21 protein-coding genes are annotated in these 25,899 nt (G+C 37.8%); 20 read left to right on the top strand and 1 reads right to left on the bottom strand.

Annotated elements, in window-relative coordinates; genetic code table 11:
- Positions 1-117: 117 nt before the first annotated feature.
- The 19 genes from gmd to ACQY73_RS03245 all read left to right on the top strand — a co-directional run bounded on the left by gmd (position 118) and on the right by ACQY73_RS03245 (position 23,758).
- Positions 118-1,263, top strand: a complete 1,146-nt coding sequence (gene gmd, locus ACQY73_RS03335; RefSeq protein WP_428661424.1) for a GDP-mannose 4,6-dehydratase — start codon at positions 118-120, stop codon at positions 1,261-1,263.
- 72 nt (positions 1,264-1,335) lie between these two features.
- On the top strand, positions 1,336-2,871 hold the full coding sequence (locus ACQY73_RS03330; protein ID WP_428661422.1) for an aldolase catalytic domain-containing protein: 1,536 nt from the start codon (positions 1,336-1,338) through the stop codon (positions 2,869-2,871).
- Positions 2,871-3,569, top strand: coding sequence for a cytidylyltransferase domain-containing protein (locus tag ACQY73_RS03325; RefSeq protein ID WP_428661419.1), 699 nt, complete (start codon positions 2,871-2,873; stop codon positions 3,567-3,569). Before ACQY73_RS03330 ends, ACQY73_RS03325 begins: the two co-directional genes overlap by 1 nt.
- Entirely contained in the window at positions 3,547-4,173 is a 627-nt protein-coding gene (locus ACQY73_RS03320; RefSeq protein ID WP_428661417.1) for an HAD family hydrolase, read from the top strand. Before ACQY73_RS03325 ends, ACQY73_RS03320 begins: the two co-directional genes overlap by 23 nt.
- A gap of 13 nt (positions 4,174-4,186) precedes the next feature.
- Positions 4,187-5,632 (top strand): hypothetical protein, encoded by a 1,446-nt coding sequence (locus ACQY73_RS03315; protein ID WP_428661414.1) that lies wholly within the window; start codon positions 4,187-4,189, stop codon positions 5,630-5,632.
- Between the two features lie 13 nt (positions 5,633-5,645).
- On the top strand, positions 5,646-6,932 hold the full coding sequence (locus ACQY73_RS03310) for a hypothetical protein (RefSeq protein WP_428661411.1): 1,287 nt from the start codon (positions 5,646-5,648) through the stop codon (positions 6,930-6,932).
- A 6-nt stretch (positions 6,933-6,938) separates the two neighbouring features.
- Positions 6,939-7,460 carry a serine acetyltransferase gene (locus ACQY73_RS03305; protein WP_428661408.1) on the top strand — a complete coding sequence of 174 codons (522 nt, stop codon included), beginning with the start codon at positions 6,939-6,941 and terminating at the stop codon, positions 7,458-7,460.
- A gap of 245 nt (positions 7,461-7,705) precedes the next feature.
- A complete protein-coding gene (locus tag ACQY73_RS03300) occupies positions 7,706-8,920 on the top strand; it encodes a sialidase family protein (RefSeq protein WP_428661405.1) in 1,215 nt (404 codons plus the stop codon).
- Between the two features lie 80 nt (positions 8,921-9,000).
- The gene (locus ACQY73_RS03295) at positions 9,001-10,134 is read left to right on the top strand and encodes a hypothetical protein (protein ID WP_428661403.1); all 1,134 of its coding nucleotides are present in this window, start codon (positions 9,001-9,003) and stop codon (positions 10,132-10,134) included.
- 49 nt (positions 10,135-10,183) lie between these two features.
- Complete coding sequence (locus ACQY73_RS03290; RefSeq protein WP_428661401.1) at positions 10,184-11,134, top strand: glycosyltransferase family 2 protein; 951 nt, start codon at positions 10,184-10,186, stop codon at positions 11,132-11,134.
- Positions 11,135-11,182: 48 nt separating this feature from the next.
- The gene (locus tag ACQY73_RS03285; RefSeq protein ID WP_428661398.1) at positions 11,183-12,292 is read left to right on the top strand and encodes a glycosyltransferase family 4 protein; all 1,110 of its coding nucleotides are present in this window, start codon (positions 11,183-11,185) and stop codon (positions 12,290-12,292) included.
- Positions 12,293-12,296: 4 nt separating this feature from the next.
- Positions 12,297-13,292: an NAD-dependent epimerase/dehydratase family protein gene (locus ACQY73_RS03280; RefSeq protein WP_428661396.1), complete on the top strand. Its 996-nt coding sequence runs from the start codon at positions 12,297-12,299 to the stop codon at positions 13,290-13,292.
- A gap of 687 nt (positions 13,293-13,979) precedes the next feature.
- Positions 13,980-14,780, top strand: coding sequence for a WecB/TagA/CpsF family glycosyltransferase (locus ACQY73_RS03275; protein ID WP_428661394.1), 801 nt, complete (start codon positions 13,980-13,982; stop codon positions 14,778-14,780).
- 468 nt (positions 14,781-15,248) lie between these two features.
- A complete protein-coding gene (locus tag ACQY73_RS03270) occupies positions 15,249-16,280 on the top strand; it encodes a hypothetical protein (protein WP_428661392.1) in 1,032 nt (343 codons plus the stop codon).
- Between the two features lie 49 nt (positions 16,281-16,329).
- Positions 16,330-17,100 (top strand): YjbH domain-containing protein, encoded by a 771-nt coding sequence (locus ACQY73_RS03265; RefSeq protein WP_428661389.1) that lies wholly within the window; start codon positions 16,330-16,332, stop codon positions 17,098-17,100.
- 90 nt (positions 17,101-17,190) lie between these two features.
- On the top strand, positions 17,191-18,333 hold the full coding sequence (locus ACQY73_RS03260) for a YjbH domain-containing protein (RefSeq protein ID WP_428661386.1): 1,143 nt from the start codon (positions 17,191-17,193) through the stop codon (positions 18,331-18,333).
- Between the two features lie 74 nt (positions 18,334-18,407).
- Positions 18,408-19,106 carry a hypothetical protein gene (locus ACQY73_RS03255; protein WP_428661383.1) on the top strand — a complete coding sequence of 233 codons (699 nt, stop codon included), beginning with the start codon at positions 18,408-18,410 and terminating at the stop codon, positions 19,104-19,106.
- The gene (locus tag ACQY73_RS03250; RefSeq protein WP_428661380.1) at positions 19,106-21,865 is read left to right on the top strand and encodes a hypothetical protein; all 2,760 of its coding nucleotides are present in this window, start codon (positions 19,106-19,108) and stop codon (positions 21,863-21,865) included. The genes ACQY73_RS03255 and ACQY73_RS03250 overlap by 1 nt, the downstream gene beginning before the upstream one ends.
- Before the next feature lie 471 nt (positions 21,866-22,336).
- Positions 22,337-23,758: an exopolysaccharide biosynthesis polyprenyl glycosylphosphotransferase gene (locus ACQY73_RS03245; protein ID WP_428661377.1), complete on the top strand. Its 1,422-nt coding sequence runs from the start codon at positions 22,337-22,339 to the stop codon at positions 23,756-23,758.
- Positions 23,759-23,812: 54 nt separating this feature from the next.
- On the opposite strand, the gene ACQY73_RS03240 is transcribed toward ACQY73_RS03245, so the two are convergent.
- Positions 23,813-23,986, bottom strand: a complete 174-nt coding sequence (locus ACQY73_RS03240; RefSeq protein ID WP_428661373.1) for a hypothetical protein — start codon at positions 23,984-23,986, stop codon at positions 23,813-23,815.
- 174 nt (positions 23,987-24,160) lie between these two features.
- Here ACQY73_RS03240 and ACQY73_RS03235 point away from each other — a divergent pair, with 174 nt between their 5' ends.
- The gene (locus tag ACQY73_RS03235) at positions 24,161-25,846 is read left to right on the top strand and encodes a hypothetical protein (RefSeq protein WP_428661371.1); all 1,686 of its coding nucleotides are present in this window, start codon (positions 24,161-24,163) and stop codon (positions 25,844-25,846) included.
- The last annotated feature ends 53 nt before the right edge of the window (positions 25,847-25,899 follow it).

Here is a 25,899-nt window from a genome sequence, read left to right as displayed (position 1 = left end):
ATTAATATCCCAATTAATAAGATAAATAGTTCCTCAATTCTTTCATTACTCTACGTATTTTAGGATTTGTATACTCAAAAAATCCAAAATAAGTTTTAGTAAAAAACGTAAAACGTTATGAAAAATAAAATAGCCCTCATTACGGGTGTCACAGGCCAAGATGGTGCCTATTTGTCTGAACTTTTATTAAGTAAAGGCTATACTGTTCACGGTATTAAGCGGAGAAGTTCCCTGTTTAACACAGATCGCATAGATCACCTCTACGAAGATCCGCACGTTGAAAACCCTCGTTTCATTCTACATTATGGTGATCTGACTGACTCCATGAACCTGACCCGTATCATACAGGAAGTTCAGCCCGATGAAATCTACAACCTTGCAGCTATGAGCCACGTAAAAGTGAGCTTTGACGAGCCTGAATACACGGCCAATGCTGACGGTATCGGGACATTACGTATTTTGGAAGCTGTACGTTTATTGGGGTTAACAAAAAAGACAAGAATATATCAGGCCTCTACTTCCGAATTATATGGACTGGTACAAGCCGTTCCACAGTCTGAAACTACACCGTTCTACCCGCGTTCTCCGTATGCGGTAGCCAAACTGTATGCTTATTGGATTACGGTAAATTACCGTGAAGCTTACGGGATGTATGCCACCAATGGTATTCTGTTTAACCATGAATCTCCTTTACGTGGAGAAACTTTTGTAACTCGTAAAATTACCCGGGCGGCGGCTAAAATTGTATTAGGCTTGCAGGATGCTCTTTATATGGGCAATATTGATGCCCAACGAGATTGGGGACATGCCAAAGATTATGTAGAGGCAATGTATTTGATCCTGCAACAGGAACAACCTGAAGATTTTGTCATTGCGACGGGAGTTACCACACGGGTTCGGGAGTTTATTCGCAAAACATTCGCTTTTCTGGGAGTAGAAGTAGCATTCTCAGGTACGGAAGAAAATGAAATCGGAGCAATTGCCTCAATTGATGCCGCAAGATTGCAGGAATTGGGAATTCCCATCGGCGAACATCTAACAGAAGGTACTGTTATTGTAAAAATTGATCCTCGGTACTACCGGCCAACAGAAGTAGAACTTCTTATCGGCGACCCTACAAAATCAATGGAAAAATTAGGTTGGAAGCCTAAACATACCCTTGACATGCTGATTGAAGATATGGCAACAGCCGATCTGAAGCTCTTCCAAAAAGATCAGTTGTTGTTAAAAGAAGGTTTTGGGGTCTTAAATTATTTTGAATAAAATTGACAAAGTAAAACTCACAGTTCCCTGAATTTTGCTATGTGAATTTTCAAATATTAACTATTTACATTAATGTTTAAAATATTAGACTGTACTCTACGTGACGGTGGATATTATACTAACTGGGATTTTGACAAATCTTTAGTAAAAGAATATATTTCTTCAATGAATAAACTTCCTGTAGACTACCTTGAAGTTGGCTACAGAAGTATTCCAATGAAGGGGTATTTGGGTAAATATTTCTATTGCCCTGTATACGAATTGGAAGATATGAAAAAGAATTCTTCCAAAAAGCTCGTCATTATTTTAAATGAGAAAGATATTAGAGCTGAACATACAGACGCATTATTGTCACCCATTAAAGGATTAGTGGATATGGTTCGCATAGCTATTGATCCGGAGCATCTGGGCAGAGCACTTATATTGGCTGAGAGTGTGAAGAAACTGGGGTTTGAAGTAGGTTTCAATGTAATGTATATGTCTAAGTGGAAGCAATATGGAGACTTTATTAATGAATTAAAAAATGTTGACGGTATAGCTGATTACTTTTACATGGTTGATTCATATGGAGGAGTATATCCTTCAGATGTGATTGATACCATTCAATTAGTACGGGAGAATACAGCATGTAAGTTGGGCTTTCACGGACACAATAACCTGGAATTGGCCTTAATAAATTCATTAACGGCCATTGAACACGGAGTAGACATGATTGATGCTACGGTTTGGGGAATGGGTCGTGGAGCAGGAAATGTTAAAACCGAACTTTTGTTAACAGCACTTAATTCCAAAGAAGGATTAGAAGTTGATTTTAATGCTCTGGGTACAATTGTTAGCGCATTTGATAAATTATTGGAAAAATATCAATGGGGTACTAATTTGCCTTATATGATTTCAGGCTCTAATTCATTACCTCAAAAGGATGTAATGGATTGGGTTACTACACGATTCTATTCGTTTAATAGTATAATTCGAGCACTGCAAAACCAAAAAGCAAAAATTAAAGACAACGAAAGGCTCCCTGTATTTGAAGCAGATGGAAATTCTGATGAAGTACTGATTATTGGTGGAGGTAAAAACGCGCAGGAGCATTCACAAGGAATTATTGAATTTATTAAAAGTAAAAAGGATTTAACAGTTATTCACGCAAGTGCAAAAAACGCATCTTTTTATAAAGATATTCCTAATAAACAAATCTTTTGTTTGGTTGGCAGTGAAGGGTATCGAATGGAAAAAGTATTTGAGAATATAGGCGATTTTAATGGAGTCTGTGTATTGCCGCCTTTTCCTCGTAAAATGGGAACCTATATCCCGACATCAGTGTATAACAAAAGTTTTGAGCTTCCTTCGATTGATTTTACAAATAAATTTAAGGATTCTCATACCGCTTTGGCATTGCAGACTTCAATTGCATTAAAAGCCCAAAAAATATATATAGTAGGATATGATGGGTATCAGGAAGAACAAATTACTCAAAAAGAAAGAGATTTGACTGAAGAGAATGAATCAATGTTCAAGTCGTTTGTGGATTCCTATAAAGTTGACATTGAATCCCTGACAACAACAAAGTATAAAAACTTAATAGTTAAATCTATTTATTCATTATAATGAAAAATGAATTTGTTTTTTTTCTCCCTACCAGAAAAGGAAGTGAGAGGGTTATAAATAAAAATACCCGTTTGTTCTCCGGACAGGAAGGAGGGATTTTATCTATTAAAATTAAACAATTATTAGAAGTTGAATTGGTAGACAAAATTATTGTTTCTACTAATGACCCGGCTACAAAAGAGATAGCCGAGTCATTTAATTCAGAAAGAATTGTAATAATTGACAGACCTGAATATCTCTGCCTTTCTTCCACTGTAATTGAAGATTTTATCAATTATATCCCGACAATAGTGGATGCCGAGCATGTTTTTTGGGTTCATGCCACGGCTCCTTTTGTTACAGCAAGTGACTATACAGAAGCAATTGCGAAGTATAAAGAAGTATTATCAAATGGTACTCACGATAGTCTTTTAAGTGTAACGAAAATACAGCAGTTTCTTTGGGATATAGATACAAAAAACTTTATAAATCACGACCGAACAGTAGTAAAATGGCCTCGTACTCAGGATTTAAAACCTATATTTGAAATTAACCATGCGTTTTATATCAATAGTGTAGAGAATTATGTAAAATACAATGACAGGATAGGGGTAAATCCTTACCTATTTGAATTAAATAGAATTAAATCGTTTGATATTGATTGGGAAGATGACTTTTTTATCGCAGAAATGATCTATGAAAAATATTTCAAAATATAAGGTTATTCTATGGGATTTCGATGGAGTAATCATGGACTCTATGCCTGTAAGAGATAAAGGGTTTGCTGAGGTATTGAAGCTCTATCCTTCGTATCAGGTAGATGAATTATTAGACTATCATAATTTAAATGGGGGGCTGTCTCGCTATGTAAAATTTCGATATTTTTTTGAAAATATTCGAAAAGAACCCATAACAGATACACAGGTTCAAGAACTGGCAAATAAATTTTCAGAGATTATGCTATCTTTATTAATCAATGAAAATTTGCTGATTAAAGATAGCGTATCATTTATTAAAAACAGTTGGATGAACCATGAAATGCATATAGTCTCAGGGTCTGATGGAAATGAACTCAGAGTGATTTGCAAAGAATTAGGCCTTTCCAACTACTTTAGAACTATTAACGGATCACCTACTCCAAAGAATCAATTGGTGTATCAAATATTAAATGAGTATAAGTACAATAAAGATGACGTGGCTCTAATTGGAGATTCAATAAACGATTTAGAAGCAACGGTCAAAAACAATATTGACTTTTTTGGATATAATAATACTGCTTTAAAAGAGAGGACAAAAAATTACGTAGAATTTTTGTCTTCTTAACTGAAAGATGCGGATGGTTAATTTGAAAAAATATGACATTTGGAATTCTTCTACATTGATGACTTGGTTGAGTTATTCGACAAAGTCATTGAGTCTTTTAGGGGTTCTTCCTTTAATTTTACAAAAGTTTTCACCGGGAGACGTAGTATTGTGGTATTTATTTTCTACTTTAATATCTCTGCAATCATTAGCTGACTTTGGCTTCAGACAAACATTTACTCGAATAATCTCTTTCGCTTTTGGTGGTGCTGAAAATATTGACGTCATAGCTTATAACAAAGAGGATAACAGTCAAAAGAATAATTCCTGCAATAATGAACTATTAGCGGCGATTATTGCCTCAATGATCTATATTTATAAAAGATTGACAATTATTGCCTTTTTTTTAATGTTGATCTTTGGTACTTGGGCAATGATTAAACCAATCTCAAATACCGGTTCGCCGACCCAGGCTTGGATATCATGGGGAATTATTTTGTTTACTACCTGTATTAGTTTCTTTTTGAAAATTTATACGAATTTTTTAGAAGGATTAAATAAAATCGCATTAGTTAGAAGAGTTGAAACTTTTACATCGCTTGGAGCGATAATATCCAGTATTGCAGTGCTGATTTGGGCACCAACTTTGCTTAATGTAGTAATTACTAATCAAATATGGGTTCTGATTTCATCAGCTCGTGATTATATATTATGTAATAAGGTAGAAGGCGGCCTATTTAAAAGTGTCAATAAGAATTTAGCGGTTGATAAATATATTTTAAAGAAAATATGGGCGCCCGCTTGGCGAAGCGGTATAGGCGGGGTGATGTCTGCCGGAGTCACAAATATAATATCAGTCCTCTATGCTCAATTTGGAAGTACTGATTCTGTTGCATCCTATTTACTTGCTATACGCATTATAACCCAAATCAGAGAAGTTTCAATGGCCCCATTTTACAGCAAACTTCCTTTACTCGCAGTATATAGAGTCAGGAATGATGTAAAATCCTTGATTGAGACAATAAGAAAAGGGATGAGACTGAGTCATTCTGTATTTTTTGCAGGGTTTATTTTGGTTGCTGTTTTTATTGATCCGTTGCTACAGATAATTCATTCAGAGGTAAAATTTGTTCCGATGCAATTGTGGGCATTATTAGGTTGGGCATTTTTTATTCATCGGTTTGGGGCAATGCACATACAGGTTTACCTTTCCACAAACCATATCATCTCTCACATAGCAGATGGTATTTCAGGCGTTTTATTTATCGTATCGGCCTTCCTGCTAAGTAGCTATTTAAATGTATATGCTATTCCGGTCAGTATGTTAATTGGGTATGGAACATTTTATATTTGGTATACATCTAAATATTCATATCGTTCTTTAGGGATTAAATCATTTTGGCAATTTGAGAAAAAAGTAAGCTTTCCATCAGCTATTGGATTTACCATTTTTTCTATTGTAACGTTATTTCTGTATTAAATAATAAATAAAAATGGTAGTCCTGTTTTTTAAAAATAATGTTGAGTTTGTAAAAAAATATGTTAATTCACATAGTAACTGTGTGGCTTTTTGGTATTCAGATGGGTTGAGTTCTTATCTTTTGCTTAGCGAAATAATTAAAATAGAAAAAATACTGATTGAAGAAAAAATAAGCGAAGCATTTAAAAAACAGTATGCTGATGTATTTTCCAGTATTCATTACGAAATATTTCCTTCAAAACTTCAAACTAAAACAGAAAACACAGGCAAAATTGCATTTATAGCTTCGAATGATACTCACATTCATCTTTTTAAAAACATATTAAAAAGAATAGGAGGTAGTAAATACAGTTTATATTGTCGTACAGGTGAAAATGCGCCCAAAGAAGCATCAAAATTAGGTTTTGATAATTCCGGAGATTCATTTGACTGCATGGATTCGAGGCACCAAATGAATCTTTTAGTTTTGGGAAATGATTGGGGATTAATTGAATATATGACAGTTAATAAATATCATAGCTTAGGAGTAAATACTGTTTGTATTCAAGAATCGATTTTAGATTTGAATTTGAAAGACAGGCGTTTACAGAATTGCTCATTCCCGGTTTTTCAAGGACTTAACACTCTGGAAAGTGTGAATCTTGAAAATAAAATTGCTGCTATTATTGGTAATCCAAGATTTGAAGAGTTACAATTAACGCCAATTCCCAATTTGCCTAAAGTATTTATAAATGTAAATTTTACCTACGGTATTTTTGAAGATATTCGAGATAAATGGATTGGGGATGTAGTGAACTGTTGTGCAACTTTAAAAATTGATTACATTATTTCTCAACATCCCAGGGATAACGGGAAATTAGATGGACTAAAAGTCCTAAAATCAAATGCCGGAGTTGTTCATGATGCAATCAAAGAGTCTAGTATTGTAGTTTCACGCTTTAGCGCTATCCTTCTTGAAGCTATTGCCTTGGGGAGGCCGGCTATATACTATAACCCCCACGGTGAAGTTATGCAATACAGGTTTGAGCCGGACAATAAGTCATTATTTTTTGCAAGAGACCATGATTCACTATTAGAGATAATAGCGTATTTGATTTCAGATAAATTTACATTTTCAGGAAACACGTTTTTGAATTTACATTTAGGTAATACTTATGAGGGGACATCATCAAAATTTATTTCTACACTATTGGAAGATATTAAAGGAGCAACCCTTATAAAGAAAAATTCAATTTTGCAGATAATAAAGGTGAAATTAAGATTTATTAAATTTATTGTTTTTAATAAATTAAAGAAATAGCTTACTATGTCATTACTTGATGTTATTAGAAAAGATTTAGAAGTAAATAAAAATAACAGAAAAGGGCAATTTATTGTGTTTTGTTATCGAGTCTCAAGTTATATTGTTAAAAGTAAAAACCCTTTTATACGTATTTTAGGGTTTCCTTTTGTGAAATTTTATGATTGGACAGTTAACTGGGTTATGGGAGTGGAAATACCTACAAAAACGCTTGTTGGCCCCGGTTTACAAGTTTGGCATGGCGTTGGTTTAATTATTAATCCACATGCAATTATTGGCAAGAATGTTCTGTTGAGGCATAGCACTACGATTGGAAATAAATACGAGGGGTCTAAATGCCCCGTTATTGGAGATAATGTAAACATAGGAGCACATTGTGTTATTATTGGTGATGTAATGATTGGAGATAACGTTATAATTGGAGCAGGGACAATTGTAACAAAATCAATACCGGCAAATACTATTGCCTATGGAAATCCAATGATTTTAAAACCAAGTTTTCCGGTTAATAGTTACCAACAACTATAAAAAATTAAAGACTAATTTTGATTGATTTTTGCGAACCATGTTTTGCCTCTTTGCTAATCCATGACATAATACAAAGAGGTATTTAATTGTTGCACCGTTTTTTATTGGGAAAGTTTGAGGAGTTAGTAGTTTATTCTAGCTCAGAAAGTACAGTAAGATTCAATTTCCACAAATCCGGTTATTGAATATCTTATTGAATGTATAATTTAAAATTATATTAACTTTTATAAACTCTACTTTACCAAATGAAAACTAACATTTACCTGGCTATGCTTTTTATTATTAGTGCCTTATTTTTATCCTGTGCGAAATTATATGACGTTAATAAAGAGAACATTGTTGTAAAAGAGCAAGATATTTATTCAAGCCTTTCAGCAGATACTTCTGCCAACGTTTTATTTATGTATAATGCTACATTAAATCCAAATGCTAAAATCCGAGGGTTTCAGGGCATTACCTCTGTTGGATATAACGCAGGGATTTATTATATAGCAATGATGTGCGGTGTGAAAGGAGAAGAACCCGGGGGATATATCTCGGTGGCATCAAGCAATGATGAAGGAGCTACATGGAAACTGAACCGATTGATCATTGCCCCTTCGAAGGATAGTTTAAGACACTTTGATCCAAGTTTTTGGAATGATAAATCCGGAGACCTGCATATGTCTTGGACATTATCAGATGGTATGTGGGATGGGGCAAAAGGAGGAGTATGGCATGTAAAAATGAAAGAACGTGATGATAAATTGGTCATAACCAAACCTAAAAGATTGTTTAGTGGCGTTATGAATGTAAAGCCCCTTCAAATGGATTCTACTGTATTATTCCCTGTTTCAGGTTGGAATTTCTGGGATGCAGTATATGGAGGGCATCAATATATTAGGACACCGGACGAGATTAATGGCCCGGTTGTTTACAAATCTACTTTTGATAAAAGTGAGACCGGATTTACCCCTCCTGCTAAATTGTATATGATACCAACCGTTTTGCCAAGGACTTTTGACGAATTTATGCTTGTAAATTTTGGAAAGGATAGTTTAATTGCAATGCTTAGGACAAATCTTAATATGGGAATCAGTAAAAGTTTTGACGGAGGCAAAACGTGGGGGCGCCAAGAAGAATTTAAAGGGGTAGGGCAGACAACTTCAAGCAGATTTTATTTTGGTAAGCTAAAATCAGGAAATCTATTACTTATCTTAAATAATAGTACAGGAAGAAAAAATATGACTGCATATCTTTCGAAAGATAAAGGTAAAACGTGGCCTTATAAATTGGTAATTGATGAACGTGATAACTCTTATCCTGATGTTGTACTTAATAGTAATAATGAGATATGTGTAGTATATGACAGAAGAAGAGGAGATACAGGCGAAATATATTTTTGTAAAATATCCGAAAATGATATTGTTGGAGGGGATTCTAAGAGTATTAACTTGATAACAGTTACTAAGCTTAAATAAAAATATTGTAAAATACTCAATTACTTGGGGCAATATTTTTTTACTGCCTGATAATATTTGAAATTGAAAATTGGTTACAGATGGAGAAAAAAAATAAGACCCTAAAGGTACAAAACAAAGATGTTTATATACTTCTTTTCTTTCTGCCGAGTATTTCCTGTTTATATTTCTGGTTAAGAATAGTAACAGGAATAAATGTTCAGATAGGATCTTATTTTAATTTTTTTCTGACGTTATACCTGTTTTTTCTAATATACAAGCAAAATTTAGAACTGATTCTTTATATTGTTTTGTCTATATGTATTATTGCCTCCTCATATAATATTATATTGGGTACAAAAATAAACGAAAGTTTTTCGTATTTATTTACTCTGGCTAATATTATCTTTGCTTTCTTTATTTTTCCTGAATTTGATTTCTCAGAGATAAAAATTGCTAAACTTAAGAACGGATTTATTTGGTTTTCTATATTATTCGTAATTGTTTATGAATTTTCAAGTGTATATGCTTTGTCAAGAAATAACTCAAGTGAATACTATCAGGTTGAGAGGATATACAAAGAAGGCTTTGTGATTTCTCACTTGGCTTGCTATTATTTAGGAGTAATGGGATATTTTCTGTATCTGATGAGACAGCGTATTTTGGCAATTGCATTATTTGGGTATGTTATAACACTGGGTGCCAGAATTGGGTTGATTTATTTAGCTATTGCAGTTGCTCTACTGATTCTTAGAAATTTTCCTGTTTTGTGGAAGAGTATATTTAGATGGCGGTATATTATTCTGTTAATAATTGCTATTGGACTAACTATAGCAACTACCATTGCATTACAGAAAATTGGCCCTGAAGGCCTTATGGTATTTACATCCGGTAGAAGTATATTTTGGATGAATGCCATCTCAAAAATAAAAACAGATGGGTATAGCTTAATTAATTTTTTTGGCAGAGGACCCAAAGCGTCTTTTACATTTAACGAAGCAACCTTTGGTCTGAAGATATGGATGCATAATGATTACTTAGATTTACTCTTTAATATCGGAGTATGGGGATTGTGCCTATATTTATATTCTCTGGTCTATTTTTTTAATCGAGTAAAAGCGCTATACCTTTTTTTAGTTTTTATTTTTGCTTCTTTATTTAATGGGTTCTTATATTACGACGCTATATTTGTGATTTTATTAAATACTGTTTTTGTTCGTTTGAAAATAGCTTAGCAGAATAGTTATACTTCTATCAGTTTATACTTTTATTGTCAATTTAGCAATGAAACCAACACCTCTTGTTTCTGTTTTAATGCCAACATACAATGTTTCAGAATTTGTTGAAGAAGCAGTTGATAGTATTTTAAAGCAGACTTACAAAAATATTGAATTTGTAATTGTCGATGATTGCTCTATTGATGGCACTTATGAAAAATTACAGTTATTGGCGAAATCAGACCCGAGAATTAAGTTATATCGAAATCCAAAGAATCTTAAAATAGCTGAAACATTAAATTTTGCTTTGAGTAAAGCAAATGGCGAATACATAGCCCGGATGGACGGAGATGATATTAGTTTGCCGGACCGCATCAGCAAACAAATTGATTTTTTAATAGAAAATAAGCACATTGATTTAGTAGGATTAAATGTAATCGTAATAAATGAAGAAGGGCAGGAAGTAAAAAGATTAAAGTTTAGTGCAAGTACTGAAAATGTGAAAAAACTGGTTGAGTATTTTTCCCCTGTACCACATTTTTGGGTTGCCAAAACTGAAACTTATAATAAAGTTGGAAACTATAGAATAGCCACTGTTGAAGATTACGACTTTTTATTAAGAATGGCTTCAATGAATTTAAAGTTTTGTAATCTACAGGAATATCTTTATAAACAGAGAATCAGACAAGGCAATACTATCACTGCAAGTGGATTGATTCAACGAAAGTACGTTGAATATATTCATAAACTTTATAAAGAAAGAGTAGCCAGCGGATTAAAAACAGATTCTTACACAGAAGAACAATTAGAAGACTATAAAAAAATTGGTAAACTCGAAAAGTACTTTTTTGATCTTTCCAATAAATATATGTATAATTTTTCGCTGTTTGTTCAAAGTAATAAATTGAGAGCGTTATATAATCTCTTTTTTATGCTATTATTTAGCCCTATTCACCAAGGTAGGTATTTCTTTAGGAAATACAAGTATAATAAAATATTGAAAAACGAATTTGAATAGGTTAATATATTTTGTAAAAGATTACAAATTCTGAATTTAAAGTTTAAAATGAAAAAAATAAAAATATTGGTCGTAGGGCAAACTCCCCCGCCTTATGGAGGACAAGCTCTTATGATTGAATATATGTTAAAGGCTGACTTTGATAATATTAAATTGTATCATGTAAGAATGTGCTTCTCCAGAGAAATGAATGAAAGGGGAAAGATGTCACTTTATAAAATTACACATTTGATCAGTATTATAATTAATACAATTTATTTAAGATTTAGATACCAAATACCTACTTTGTATTATCCTCCCAGCAATTCTCCACATGTTAGTGTATTAAGAGATTTGATATTTTTAGCTACAACAAGATTTTTTTTTAAAAAAACTATTTTTCATTTTCATGCAGCCGGTATTTCCGAATATATTCCAAAGATGAATTTTCTGCTGAGAAGAGTTGCTTTTTTTATTTTAAAGGAGCCTGATCTGGCAATTACAAGCTCTGTTTATAATCCTAAAGATGCAGAATATTTAAAAGCAAAGAAAATAGAAGTTATTCCACTGGGGATTCCGGACATGAATAATGAACAGAAACGATCTTTCAAAAATAGAGATACCAAAGAGCTGACAATTTTATTTGTTGGATTGTTGAATTCTACAAAAGGTGAAGGTTATCTAATTGATGCTATTGCAAAGCTTAACGGGAAAGGATATAAGATAAAACTGAAAATTGCCGGTAAATTTGAAACCGATAATTATAAAGAGGAATTTTTTGCAAAAATTTCAAATAATCAACTTGAAAATGAAGTTGATTATTTAGGTGTTGTTGTTGGAGCAAAAAAAGAACAGGCATTTATGGATGCAGACCTATTCTGCTTTCCAAGTTTCTTTGTATCTGAATCTTTTGGATTGGTATTATTAGAAGCAATGCAATTTAGCTTGCCTATAATTGCTACTAAATGGCGTGGAATTCAAAGTATAGTTGAAGACGGGAAAAATGGATTTCTTGTAGATATTAAAAATGCAGATCAAATTTCTGACAAAATCAAACTGTTTTTAGAAGATACTGAACTCCGTAAGAACATGGGAGAACAATCTCGTAGGCTATATCTTGAAAAATTCACATTATTTTCTTATATAAAAAACATGGAAAAAGCTTTCCTTAAAATTTAACGTTATGACAGTACTTATTACCGGTGGTTCAGGTTTTATTGGAACAAACCTAATTGACTTACTGATAGAACAGAAATATGGTAAAATTATAAACTATGATAAGAACCCTCCTATCAATCCAAAGCAGAAAAAACTGTGGGTGGAAGGAAATATAATGGATGAAAACCAATTAGAAAGGGTTTTTGCGGATCATAAGCCGGAGATCATCATACATTTGGCCGCTCGTACAGATACGTTAAGCGATGTGTTGGAAGACTATGTGGAAAACCATGTCGGTACGCAGCATGTGCTTAATGTAATTAAGAAATCCCCATTTGTTAAACACGTAATAGTGACTTCCACTCAGTATGTTTATAAATCCGAAGAAGCACCGTTACCAACAAAAATGGATGATTTCAAACCACATACTATCTATGGACAAAGCAAAGTTCTGACAGAACAATATACGCATAATGCAAATTTAACCTGTAAGTGGACAATAGTGCGCCCCACCAATATTTGGGGCCCCTGGCATATGCGTTACCCGAATGAATTATGGAAAGTGATAGATAAGGGTATGTATTTTCATCCGGTTGAGCATGAAGTGATAAGAACATACGGCTATGTTAAAAATATAGTACATCAGATCTATCAAATACTCATTGCGCCCACAGAAAAGGTAAATCACAAGATGTTTTACATTGGCGATGAACCGATTGATTCTTATATCTGGCTAAACGAGCTTTCGCTTCAGCTTACAGGTAAAAAGATAAAAAGAATTCCCAAATTTATCTTTCAGGGTGCGGCATTGGCAGGAGACATTTTACGAAAAGTAAAAATCCCATTTCCTCTTTATACCAAAAGGTTTAATAATATGATTGAGGATTATCCTGCGCCAACCAAAAAGACAATTGACCTTTTTGGTCCGACTGATTCTGACATTAAAAAAAATGTAGAAGAAACAATTCGTTGGATTAAAACAGAAGGGAAAGATTACTTTGAATATTGGAAAAGTAAATAACAAAGCCCGAATACAAAAAGTCTTTATGACAAATTGCACCCGTAAAAGTTTGTTATAAAGACTTTTTTATGTAATTTATACCGGTAAAATTCTTGAGATATTTTATTAGATAGTATATAAGTTCAAATGGTTGCGAAGCAATAATACACCCTTCCGGCGGTTTAAATTGGTGATTGGATAATAAAAAGAAAGATTTGTTGTTTTTGAATAGTATTTTTAGCTTCTTCCGTTTTGTTGAAAATTTTAGTATTTTATTTACTGAACAGCTATGTTTATTTAATAAATATTTGTATGTTTGTTTAATTGTTTAAGATTGTGACGTCCGTTTACAGTCCTCTTTAGAATACTCAACGTTCAATTTACGAGATTATGAAATTTATCTCCTCGCAGCATAGCAAATCATCCTATTCGCCTTTATGTATAAATATTATCCTTTCTGTGGGATAGGCTAAGACCTGTTTAACAGAATGAATGGTATATGGCTGAATACATTTTTGTGCTGAAAAATTGCCCTTAGTATTCTATCGTTAATTCAGAGTAAAATATAATCTAATTTCCTGATTTTTAAATATTTAAATAATACAAGGGAAGGGAGCTATGACAGGATAGAGGAGGAGTTGATACAGACTGGATATACGAAAGAAAATTTTATTGAGTTACAGTTACATTATAATATCTCAACGTGCTATGAAAAAGACTAACCTGCTCCATGCCCGTATTACCACGGGTTCATTTGAAGAATTTATAAAAGAGATGATGATGCTTGGACAAAAACGTATTTCAAGTACAGTTTTTGTTGCAAACGTACACATGACGATAGAAAGCAAAATTGACCGTCATTTCCGTCGGCTTTTTAACCAGGCAGATATAGTTACTCCTGACGGGAAACCGTTGTGTGCTGCTTTGAATTTTCTGTACGGGGTTAAACAGGAACGGGTATCCGGGATGGACCTAATGCCTTTATTATTGGAAGAAGCGGCAAAAAAGGATGTCAGTGTCTATTTTTATGGATCGACAGCAGATATTTTGGACCGGATAAGACAAAAATGCGCAGAACTATATCCTTCGCTTAAAATAGCGGGAATGCACTCGCCACCTTTTCGTAAGCTTTCTGAAGATGAAGAACAGGTTATTGTTGATAATATCAATGAGTCGGGAGCCGGAATGGTGTTGGTTGCGTTGGGATGCCCTAAGCAGGAAAAGTGGATTTCAAGCATGAAAGGCCGTATTTCGTCTGTGATGGTAGGATTGGGTGGCGCTTTTCCTGTGTTTGCAGGCGCTCAGAAGCGAGCACCTAAATGGATGCAGGAGGCAAGCCTTGAATGGTTATATCGGTTTATTCAAGAGCCTCGTCGTTTATTTAAGCGGTATTTTGTCACTAATTCGCTTTTCCTTTACTTGATCTTTAAAGAAAAAGCCCGTTTAGTTTTTATGAAAAAGCTTTCTGAAAAGTCACTTTCCTTACCTAAAGTAGAAGAATTAGTGTGAAAAAACCTTGAGAATATGTATTAATTTAAAAAGAAAATTTTGTTATTTTTAAATATTAAAATCTGTAACTAATTGAAATATTGAGAGTTGGAAGTATTTATTTAAAGAATAGTGTGTATTTTTGATTTTTTTTTTGTAAATTTGTTTTGTAATAAAATAAATAATTACTCAACGTACAAATACATGAAAAATCGCTACACTCGCCTTCTATAAGAAGGATCCGCCGGGAAGTTCATAGCTCAGGTTTTTAGGTGACAAACCTTTGGGCTCTTTTCGAAAAATACTCCCAACAAAAGCACTTATTTTTTTGTGAATTCATAAAATGATTTTTACAAAAACTATTAATGAGTTTTGTGCATCTCTTGCAGCGTATACTGCATAGCGTTAGCGGTTGGTGCTTAAAAGAAGTATTTTGGAATATACACAAAATAATGTAAACAAAAATTCTACACTTAGCAAGTAATTACAATGAAAAAACAACGATCAATCTCTCTCTTCGTATTTGGACTGGCGCTGACGCTGGTCATGTACAATTGCAAAAAATCAGATCCACTGGAGCCGGATCAAACAATTGTAGACAAACTCAATGATATTAAAGTTGCACAGGTAACTATTGCTCCACCGGCTGCGGTAACAACTACTCCTTCATCAATTACGGCCTCGGCGAAAGCTACTGAGACAGCAACGGGTATCGCAAGTATTTCCGCTACGGGCGTTGTGCCGGCCAGTGTGACAACTTCTGCCACCCAAGTTTCTGCGGCTCTTTCTCCCACAGAGGTGGCCACCATGGCGGCTGTTACTCCCGCTACGTTTGCTGCAGTTGCAGCAGGTGGAGCACTTCCTGCTGATTTGAAAAGTGTTTTGGATAAAGCAAGCGCTGATCCGGCATTGAAAGCATTTTTGCCCAGTTTTACGTTGCCTACGGTTAACGGTAAAGCAGTACCGGGACGTCAGGGGGCTTCTGTTCCTCAAACCATTGCGCAATCGGAAGGGTTAGAAGTATCAGATGAGTGTATTGCAAAAGCTGAGGCAGCTTTTGCTACGGCGAAAGTGAATTTGGATGCCTCTAAAGCTACACAAATAGCCGCAGTGGAAAAGGCTTATCAAGATGCCATTGCCCCCATTTCGGCAGCACAGGCAACCTGTACGGGAGGAATACCGGCTAAATATGCAGCGTTGGATGCAGCAGCTAAAACCACTTATGATGCGACTAATGCAGCATTGGATGCAAATCAAGCTTTGTTAGGGTCAAACTATGCGCTATTAAAAGCATTGAATTCGATCAGTTATTTGGGATATTTGAGCAGTTCAAATACATTGCAGGCGGCTGATGTAGCTGCTTGTACAGCGGCAGGGGCTGCTTCCACTACGGCGGCACAAGCAGCCAGAACGGCAAATACTGCAGCAGTAGAAGCAGCTTACCAAACGGCACTTGCAGCTGCAAATACAGTAAAAACAGATTTGATTAAAAGCTGTCACAACCAAGGTGGTGGTAACTAGTTTTCTACTATATCGTATTAACAAAAAGGGTAGCTTCGTACTACCCTTTTTGTTGCTTTTTACTTTTTTAGTAAAGGCACAAACGAACCTTTCGGGCAAGCCCGGCTTATTGTATGTCCCTTCAGCAGTAGCTACGGACGAAGGAATGTTTAAATTTGGCTATAATTATAATCCAAAACAGTATGCTTTAAGGGGAAGTAAATTGAATGCTGAACGTATCTTATTTGCAAACCTTACGCTCCTTCCTCGGTTAGAGATCAATATCAATCTTTTGCAAAAAATCAGTACGCCTTCTCATAAGACCAGAGAAGCAATTGGGGATCGCCAATTGGATATCCGTTACCTGATTTTGAAAGAGACGAAAAAACGCCCTTCGTTGGCAATGATCCTATCTACCCCTTTTACTCGGGATGCAGCCCTGTTAACCCATGTGCTCGTAGCGACTAAAAATTTTGAACTGAGTAAGGCGCTGATTGTCGAGGCCAGTGTAGGATACGGGAGCCCTTATTTTTTATACCGTGACGTAGATTTGATTGGCACGGAAAGTGTACTGTCCGGTTTTAAGTGGCAGCAAAAAAGTACCTATTTGTTCAATAATCATTATTTAGTAGGGCCTTTTGGAGGAGTTATTATGCATTATCGTAAGAAAGCAGGAGTAATGTTGGAGTACGATTCAAAGCACCTTAACGTGGGAGCGTATGCTACACTCTTCAAGCGTTGGACCGTGCAGGCGGGTTTATTGAATGGAGATCAAATCATGTTTGGGACCTCGTTTGGCGCCAATTTGTTGAAATTGCCTAAGCAGATCAGGAAAAAGTAGGAGTGAAAATAATTTCCTTTGTCATTCTGAAAGGATCTATTGCCGGTAACTGTTTTTAAGGTTTTAACTATACATTCAATCATACAAAATTTGAAAATAAGGGTTTCATTATATAGAATCTCAGGCACTTTTTATGCTTTTTTGTTACTCACTTTGGTGAGTATACAGGATGTATGGGCACAGGAAAAACTGCGAAAAAATTTTGAAAATGTGCAGATAGACGGGCAACGGGTGTACTATGAACAACGTTTGTACCGAAACCCGTTCATCGGGCTGTACGAAATTAAAAAGTCAGTGCGGGATTCAGCAGATGTGTTGACCTATATCCCCTTGATTCAGGGAATACCCGTCAGTAAAATTCATTTAGGGAAATCCTTAGAAATGAGTTCATTGCTTCCCGAAGAACAAAAACGATACTATGCTAAGCTTCGCTTTCCATTACAACGAAATAATTATAAATTTGACTTTTGGTTGCAGCCGGTCTTTACGGCAATTTTTGGCAATTTTACGAAACCGGTTGAAAGCAATACAAGTCTTTTATTGCAGAGCCAAGTGTACTTATGGCCGGGGATGGTACTGAATTGGGGGATATTGTTTCCTATTGTCAACGATTTGGACGGCAGGCCTAAGATCATCCGCCCTGCTCCCCTTTTTCTGAATCAATTTTATGCTTCAGGCAATCATTTTGTAAGTGCTTCGGCGGGCTTTTTTATGAATGACCAATACGGCATCAACGTCCAATACCGCCATACAGATTTGAGTAAACCGTGGTCGTATGGGTTGGAGGCAGGGTACACCGGTTTTTATTATTATCCACGTGGGGGAATTTACTTTGAAGATCTAAAACAATTGTTGCTGTTGGCTGACGTAGCCTACCGTTTTCCAACCCATGATGTAACGTTAAAGTTATCGGGAGGACAGTTTTTGTGGCAGGATAAAGGCGTTCGGTTTGATTTTATTCGACAATTTACCAATGTTGAAGTTGGATTGTACATCACTAAAACGCAAAATGGCTCTACGGCAGGTTTTAACTTTGCCGTTCCGATCCCTCCCGGAAAGATAGCACAAGGGCAGCATGTACGGCTTCGCACTACGGATGAGTTTCGTTGGGAGTATACGTATACTCGAGGCTACAAGATCGGTGAGCGTTACCGCTTGGGTTATCAATTGGATCAACGATTGCGGCAATACCATCGTAATTATCTGAATCGGCAATATTTGGAATCGAAGTAATCTTAACCTCACCCCGGCCCTCTCCTTAAAACAAGGAGAGGGGGATTTTTTTATTCATTTAAAAAAGTTTAATTATGAAGAAGGCGGTTTGGCTTATTTGTTTCTTCGCTTTGGGAAAAGCGTACGCTTCGGGCGATTCGGCGGTGCGGTGGTGGCCAAGTGCCATAGGGATTCAGGCAGGAATTACGGGTGTGGGCGTGCAGTGGGCCTGGAAACTTCGTACAAAACCTCGCTTGGTGTTACGGGTAGGAGCCAGTTATGTGGCTTATAAGAAAAAAATACAGATCGATCTGGGAGACAATTCTCTTATTGAGTTTCGCCCTGATTTTGTCATCGGCATTGTACACAGTTCCGTTAAATGGCACCCGTTTCCACGGCGTGCCTTTTTTTTGACGGGAGGACTGGGGTATACCTGGCGCCCTGATGTACGATTGCAATTGAGTGCTCTGAGTTCCATTGATCTGGGTGGGATAAAAATGAAACCCGATGAATTTGGAACGATTGGCTTAAATATAAAATGGTCACCCATTTTGGGATATGCAGGGTTTGGGGTAGGGCGTTCGATTCCTAAACGTCGTTGGGGCGTGGGATTTGAAATGGGTTGCTATTATTTGGGACCGCCTAAAATAAAGATGGATTTTGATGGTTTTCTGGAAACGACCACACTGGAGGAGCAGATTCCGCTCATACAACGCAACATGACCGGGTATCGCTTCTTACCCAATCTGCAATTGGTGATTACGTACGCATTAGTCAAAAAATCATTACGCTGATGAAACGGATTTTACTATTTTTAGGAGTGTGGTTGGGGGTAGTAAGTGCCTGTAAAAACCCGTTGGATGGCTTGGAGTTACGGTTTAAGAAGCCATATCCCGTGGCATTGGATGTGCAGTATTATACTAATTCGGGCGATAATGTTCCGTCGGATGTTCAGGTAATATTGACGGGACCCGATGCCAACCGATTGATCACAACAGTAAACACCAAGAAATTCAGGGTGTCGTCGGACGGAACGCTGTTTTTATCCATAGATTCCCTCGGCCCTCAACCCACGGCACAAAATCCGCTGCGGTTTACGGTCGTGGCCAAGTCTGCGGGTTTTGTGGATGCGGTATTGCCTATCGAAATGAAAAGCGGCGATCAGCGATCGGTAACCTTGGTGTTGCAACCTTCCGGAACGAGTTCTGCTATTCGGGTAGCTCAAAGTACTGCGAGTAAGCAGGGAACCGTTGACCGAGACTGGAGTGTCGAGACTCCAACTCCGGTTCTGGCAGATCAATCTGCGGCACAGGCTACAGTGATCAAAGGGGCTCAACTGAAAGATGTTGCGGGTATGGACGTAGGCGGAACGCTTACTGCACGGTTTCAGGCGGTTGATATCAATAAGCCCAATGCTACGTTTCTGATCAATCCTATCACAAATCAAACCATTCCCAAACCTGCCCTGATCGGTGGAAGCGGCGTAGCGGCAAATCAACAATTGACGCAGGTAGTGGGAGCTTTCCTTTTGCAGATCCATAATGAGCAGTACCAATTGGTAAAGACCGTATCGCAACCCATACAGGTTCGATTCAGTCTGTCTCCCCAAGTGTATAATCCGTTGGAGCGTCGGGTCATTCAGGCAGGAGATGCCATTCCGCTGTTTAGTTTTGACGCCGCTACGGAGCAATGGCAGACCGAAACAGCGGGTAAAGTACAAAAATCGGCGAGTGGAGGCTTAGAATATGTGGCGGAATTGTCACACTTATCACTTTGGGTAGCGGGTTTTACCAAGCAAAAATGCGATACGGGACCGAGTTTCAAAATTAAAAGTTCGTTGCCCGCCACAACCCTGCAATACCAGTGTGAAGTGGTCAATGAGGCAACGGGAGGACGTTTGCAGGTATTTAAATCTACGGTCAATAATGGAGAAGTTCTGAAAATCAGCGGCTTGGAAAGTGATCAATTTGTGCGCCTACGCATCACAGATGCGTTGGGAACGGCGGTGGTGACTTCGACCTTGGTCAACGGATGCAGCGGTGAAGTGCAGGAGATGGATCTGTCGTCGTTCAAAAAACAGATTCAAAAATGTGCCAACGGGCCGGGTTTCAGAATAAAAAGCTCCTTACCCAACAGTGACTACCGGTATCAATGCGTGGTCTTCAATGACGAGACCAAGGTGCAGCTGCAAAGTTTTCAGACGACGGCCAATAACGGTGAGGTGATTCGTCTCAGCGGACTGGACAGCGACCAAAAGGTGCGCCTGAAGATATCAGACGTGGTAAGTTCGGCGAGTGTGACATCGGAGGCGGTAGATGCCTGTGTGACCGATATACAGACGTTGGATATCGCTTCGTTTAAAGTGCCGCCGCAGCGATGTGTCAATTCGCCCAGCTTCCGCATCAGCAGTCCCCTGCCCAACAGCGACCGCAGCTATACGTTTGAAGTCATTAATTCCACTACCAAAGCACGTATTCAGATTTTTCAGTCCTCAGCCAACAACGGAGACGTGATCCGGCTGGGTGGGCTTTACGAAAACACAGGCATGGTTCAATTACGGGTATTTGATTTTCTCAGTTCTGCCCAGGTTACCTCAAGTGCCATAGAAGCGTGCAGCGGCGTTACTACGACGTTAGCATTGGAAAACTTTAAAGTTCCCGCTCCAAAATGTGCTTCTCCGCTCGGCTTCAGGGTAAAAAGTATCCTTCCTAACAGTGGATTGACCTATAAGTGTGAGGTGATCAATGTCGCTACCAACGGTGTTATGCAGACCTTTACGACGACGATCAATAACGGAGAGATAATCCGGATCAACGGGTTGTACAGTGACGAAACGGTACGACTTAGAATTACAGACAATGCGAGTGCAGCGGTGGCGATCTCGGCGCCGGCAGGCGCCTGTACGGCGGCGGTTCAGGAAATTGACGTTACGGCCTTTAAGAAACCGATCACAAAATGCCCTTCTCCGTTGACTTTCACCGTAAAAAGTAATTTGCCTACCAGCGACAGAGCCTATAACTGTGAGATAATCAACGAAACCACTAAGGTGAAATTACAGGAGTTCCAGTCAACATTGAATAATGGCAACGTTATCCGGATCACCGGTTTAGATGCCGACCAGCAGGTTCGGTTAAAAGTATATGACAGTCAAAGTTCGGTTACTGTTACTTCTAACGCTGTAGATGCGTGTGCTACGCAAGCTCAGGTGATTGATGTAACGTCGTTTAAAACGCCGCCGAACATTAAACCGGGTGAAGTTCGCATTACGCTTCAGTTCCCCTGTAAAGCATTGGACGAAGATAAATTGCCTACCCGCGAGTTGTTTGGGCGTTTCAGGGAAACAGGAACATTGCAGTGGAAAAATCTGCCGAGCATGAAATACGTATCCGGCCAAACTGCTTTCAGCATCGTGACCGATCTGTTGGAAGTGGGCAAAACGTATGACTTCCAGGTAGGCCCGGCACCGGGGTATTATTCATTCAGCGAATCCGCCTACAAACTTAGAAAGGCCGATTGGGTGATTGAAATCGAAACGACGGAATATTGTAAATAAGAATCGCCTCAACTAAGGGATATAATTTATGTAAAAAATGGCTTGAATTATATCCCTTCAGTTATATTTTTTACAGTTTATAGAAAAAACTGCACCTTGCCGGATTTTTCTGCAAACTGCAGGCTATTGAAAAGAGGATTTTCAGTATGTAAATGGTAGGGGTTATTTTAGAAATTTTTGTACTTTATATAGATAGGTAATAGCTAAGATGATGCTGATTTATGCAGTAGAGGCGTTTTCTGAATAGATGGTATACTGACCGTTCGATAATATTTTTTAAAAAAAAGTAAAATATTATGATTTATTTTCGTGAATTCGGCTATATTTGATATACCAAAACAAAATAGCATAAATCATATAAGTACCCAAGATATTTTATGATTTTACCTAGATTTTGTTTTTTTACGTTATGAAATAAAAGTATACAGTTAAATGCTTTGGTAGAGTATTTACCATTGAAAAATCAACGTTATGTCACAACACTCGTTACTACCGTCTACGGTCACGTATCAGATCAATCGACGAAAAAATCACCCTCGTTTTTTGGCCGACGTCATGTTGGTCACGATGTCTTACCTTTTAGCGGCAAATTTTACTGACCGTAAATTGCAGGAAGTTGATGTTTTGATCATTTCCGGAATGGGAATGGGTTGGTATTTCTCTTCCAAAATTACAGATCTGTACAATGAATTTCGCACGGTGACATTCATTGATGAGATTTTGGCATTGCTGCCCAATTTGCTCACGCAATTTCTTGTGCTGGTCGTATCACTCTTCTTCCTAAAAGATTATGATTACACACGCAGTTTTACCATTGCTTACGTGGTTGTGTTGGCTTCGACGGTTTCTCTTAAAATGTACAGTACCCGGAAGTTATTAATGTTCTGGAATGCTAAGGGAGTAAATCAACGTAATTTGGTTATTGTGGGTGAAATGGCCCAAGTGGATGGCTTTCGTGATCTGGTGCTGCGCAACCCACAGTTTGGGTATCAGATACTGGGAGCTTGGGGATATAAGGAAGCAGGCAGAAAAACACCGCCGCTTTACGAAACCATTGACTTCCTGAATGAGACCGCGATGGGGAAAGTCATTGATGAATTGGTGATTGCTCCGAGCCAATTTGAAGAAAGTTACGTGAAGAGCATTATTAGTTGGGCGGATAAAAAAGGAATTTTGGTTCGTTTTACACCGGGCTTTTTCCAATTCAGTGCTTCTCGTTACTCATTGGAATTGTTTGGCAATTATCCATTGATCACTGTACGCAGTACGCCGCTGGAAATGGATTCATGGTGGATGTTGAAACGCGCATTTGATTTGATTTTCAGCGCGTTGTTTTTGGTGTTGGTTGCTTCGTGGTTATTCCCGTTGATCGCCCTTGCCATTGTGATTGATTCTCGTGGCCCGGTATTTTTTATACAGGACCGTTGGGGACAACGCGGCCGGGATATTGCCGTTTGGAAATTCAGAACAATGAAGCATAAAGCGTCTACAGTGCGGGAAGATGGCGGTTTTAACCAAACCACGGAAAATGACCCACGCATTACAAAAGTGGGTAGTTTTCTACGGAAGACCAACTTAGATGAGTTACCGCAATTTATCAATGTACTTCTGGGATCTATGTCGGTGGTAGGACCTCGTCCGCACGCAGTGAAGCATAGCTTGGAAACACTTCCCAAAATAGAGAATTATATGATTCGTCACCGCTTGAAGCCCGGGATTACGGGTTGGGCGCAAGTAAACGGTTTCAGAGGCGAAACGCAGGAAATCGGACTAATGCGCAAGCGAGTTGACTATGATATTTGGTACATTGAGAACTGGAGCTTAATGCTTGATTTTCAAATCGTATTGCGCACGGCTTATAATATGATCAAAGGAGATCCGAAGGCATTTTAATTTTGACCTCACCCCCCAGCCCCCTCTCCTTGTTTAAGGAGAGGGGTTTTTGTTTTATTTTTCTTTTGTGTAGCGGTTGCGTCCCTGCTTGATGATATAGATCAATAGTACTTCGGCGTCGTGGCGGTGGGCTATGGAATCGGTGTAACCTGCGGGAATCTTTAGGGTCATTGATTCAAATTGAAATCCTTTTGTAAATTTTGCGGCCGCCGCTGCGGTCTTTTTCATATCAGTTCAAGATTAATGGAATTCCTCTAGTTTTAAACGCTCTGTCTCATAGGGGTACTTACAAAGGGAGCCGCTGAATTTTTGGAGATGTTGAACCCCGCAGGATTGATTTCTGCTTGCTCTTTGGCCATTTCTTTCTTAATTTTAGAGGCTTTTCATTGACAACCTTTTGGAATGACGTCTGTATCCACTTTGCTTAGCCTTTTTTCTTCGTTGATGCCGCTTGATTGGCTGGTCTATGCCGCTTTGTTGGCTTTATTGTTGTTCCTGCTTTGGGTAACTCTACGAACAAAATCAGTTTCAAAAAAACGAATGCAGGTACGTTTAGGGTTGACCCTGTTGCTGTGGACGGTGCTGGTTTTGTATGCCATTCAACCGCAATGGAACAGCTCGCACAATACCCATCGTGTATTATTGGTAAGCGAAAATATTCCTTCGGCTGTTCTTCAAAAAGCGAAAGACAGCCTGAAAATAACTGAATCTTTTTCACTCAGAGAGTTTGACCGTCGCAGTTCGAAAGACCCGAGTTTTGCGGATCGGTTAGGAATCGTTTATCTGCTGGGACAGAGCATCGGCTCGCAAACGTTGAGCCAATTGAGTGGCAAAGAAATACATTGGATTCCTTCGTTTAAAAACGACGAACTGCAATCTATCCAATGGAAAGCCATGCTCCGAAAAGGAGAACTTCAGGAGGTAGCGGGGAAAATTGAGTTGAATGAGCCTAAGGTACTCAAAATCAAGTACGCCAACCAAGTGATAGACAGTGCTTTATTGGATAAAGGCTTGCAGTCGTTTCGTTTGCGTTTTCCGGCGTTCGCTATTGGTCGAACCGAAACAATGTTGGAATTGGGCGACCAACCACTGCAAAAAATAGCTTTTTATTCGCGCAAACCACAACCTTCGAAGGTATTTTTTATATTGGAAAATCCTGATTTTGAAAGTAAAACATTGGCAGAATGGCTTGGTAAAAATGGGAATCGCGTCGAGATGTTAACCACCGTTGCCAAGAATACCCAAAGTAAAGTATCCATTAATCAGTCAAAAAATCAAAAACCTATTACACCGGATATTATTATCACTGATCCAACCAATGCATCACATCCATTGGTTAAAAAAGCCGTTGCCGATGGCAAAAGCGTTCTTTTTTTCAACATAACCAACCCTGAACAAGCTGCAAAAAATGTAAATGCTGCATTGGGAACCAAGTGGCGTTTGAAGAAAATATCCAATGAAGAAACTGTTTCGGTAGGAAACAACGTGACTGCCTTGCCGTATCGGTTGGAAGAGAATCGTAATCAAAGGAATATTTTCGGTTATCCGGTAGCCGTCCAAAAAACGGGCGGAAGCGTAGGTTTAAGTCTATTGAACGAGACATTCTCGTTAAAACTTAGCGGCGATAGTCTTGCTTACGGTAAGATCTGGTCGGGTATTTTGCGGGCGCTGAATCCCGCCTTAGAAGGTAACATTTCTGCCGAAGCACCGTTGTGGCAAGATACCCGTTCGACGTTTGCGCTAAATAAATTTCCACAGATAATCAATGACTTATCGGTTTCTCAAGATACTGTTTTTGCAAAACCCTCTTCACTGAATACAATCACTTCCTCTGCTGATTATATCTTTAGAAAATCAGGTTGGCAGCCTTTTCAGGATTCATTGGAGATATATGTAGAAGAGGGGGGAAGCGCGGTGTCGAAAGCGGCTCAGATAGCCGAAGCGCTCCGGGCGCATTCGCTTATGGAGACGAATCAGACTACAACGGCTTCACAGGTATTTGCTAATCAATTGCCTGATTGGGCGTGGATGTTGCTCTTGCTGCTCTGCCTGACGGCCTTGTGGGTGGAGCCCAAATTGCGGTATTGATTTTTATTTTAACCATATAAGACATAGAAGGAAATATAAGTTTATATGCCTTA

This window comes from Runella sp. (assembly GCF_965279615.1).
GTDB lineage: Bacteria > Bacteroidota > Bacteroidia > Cytophagales > Spirosomataceae > Runella.
Note: the sequence above shows the minus strand (reverse complement) of the source record. Positions and strands in the feature narration are given on the sequence as shown.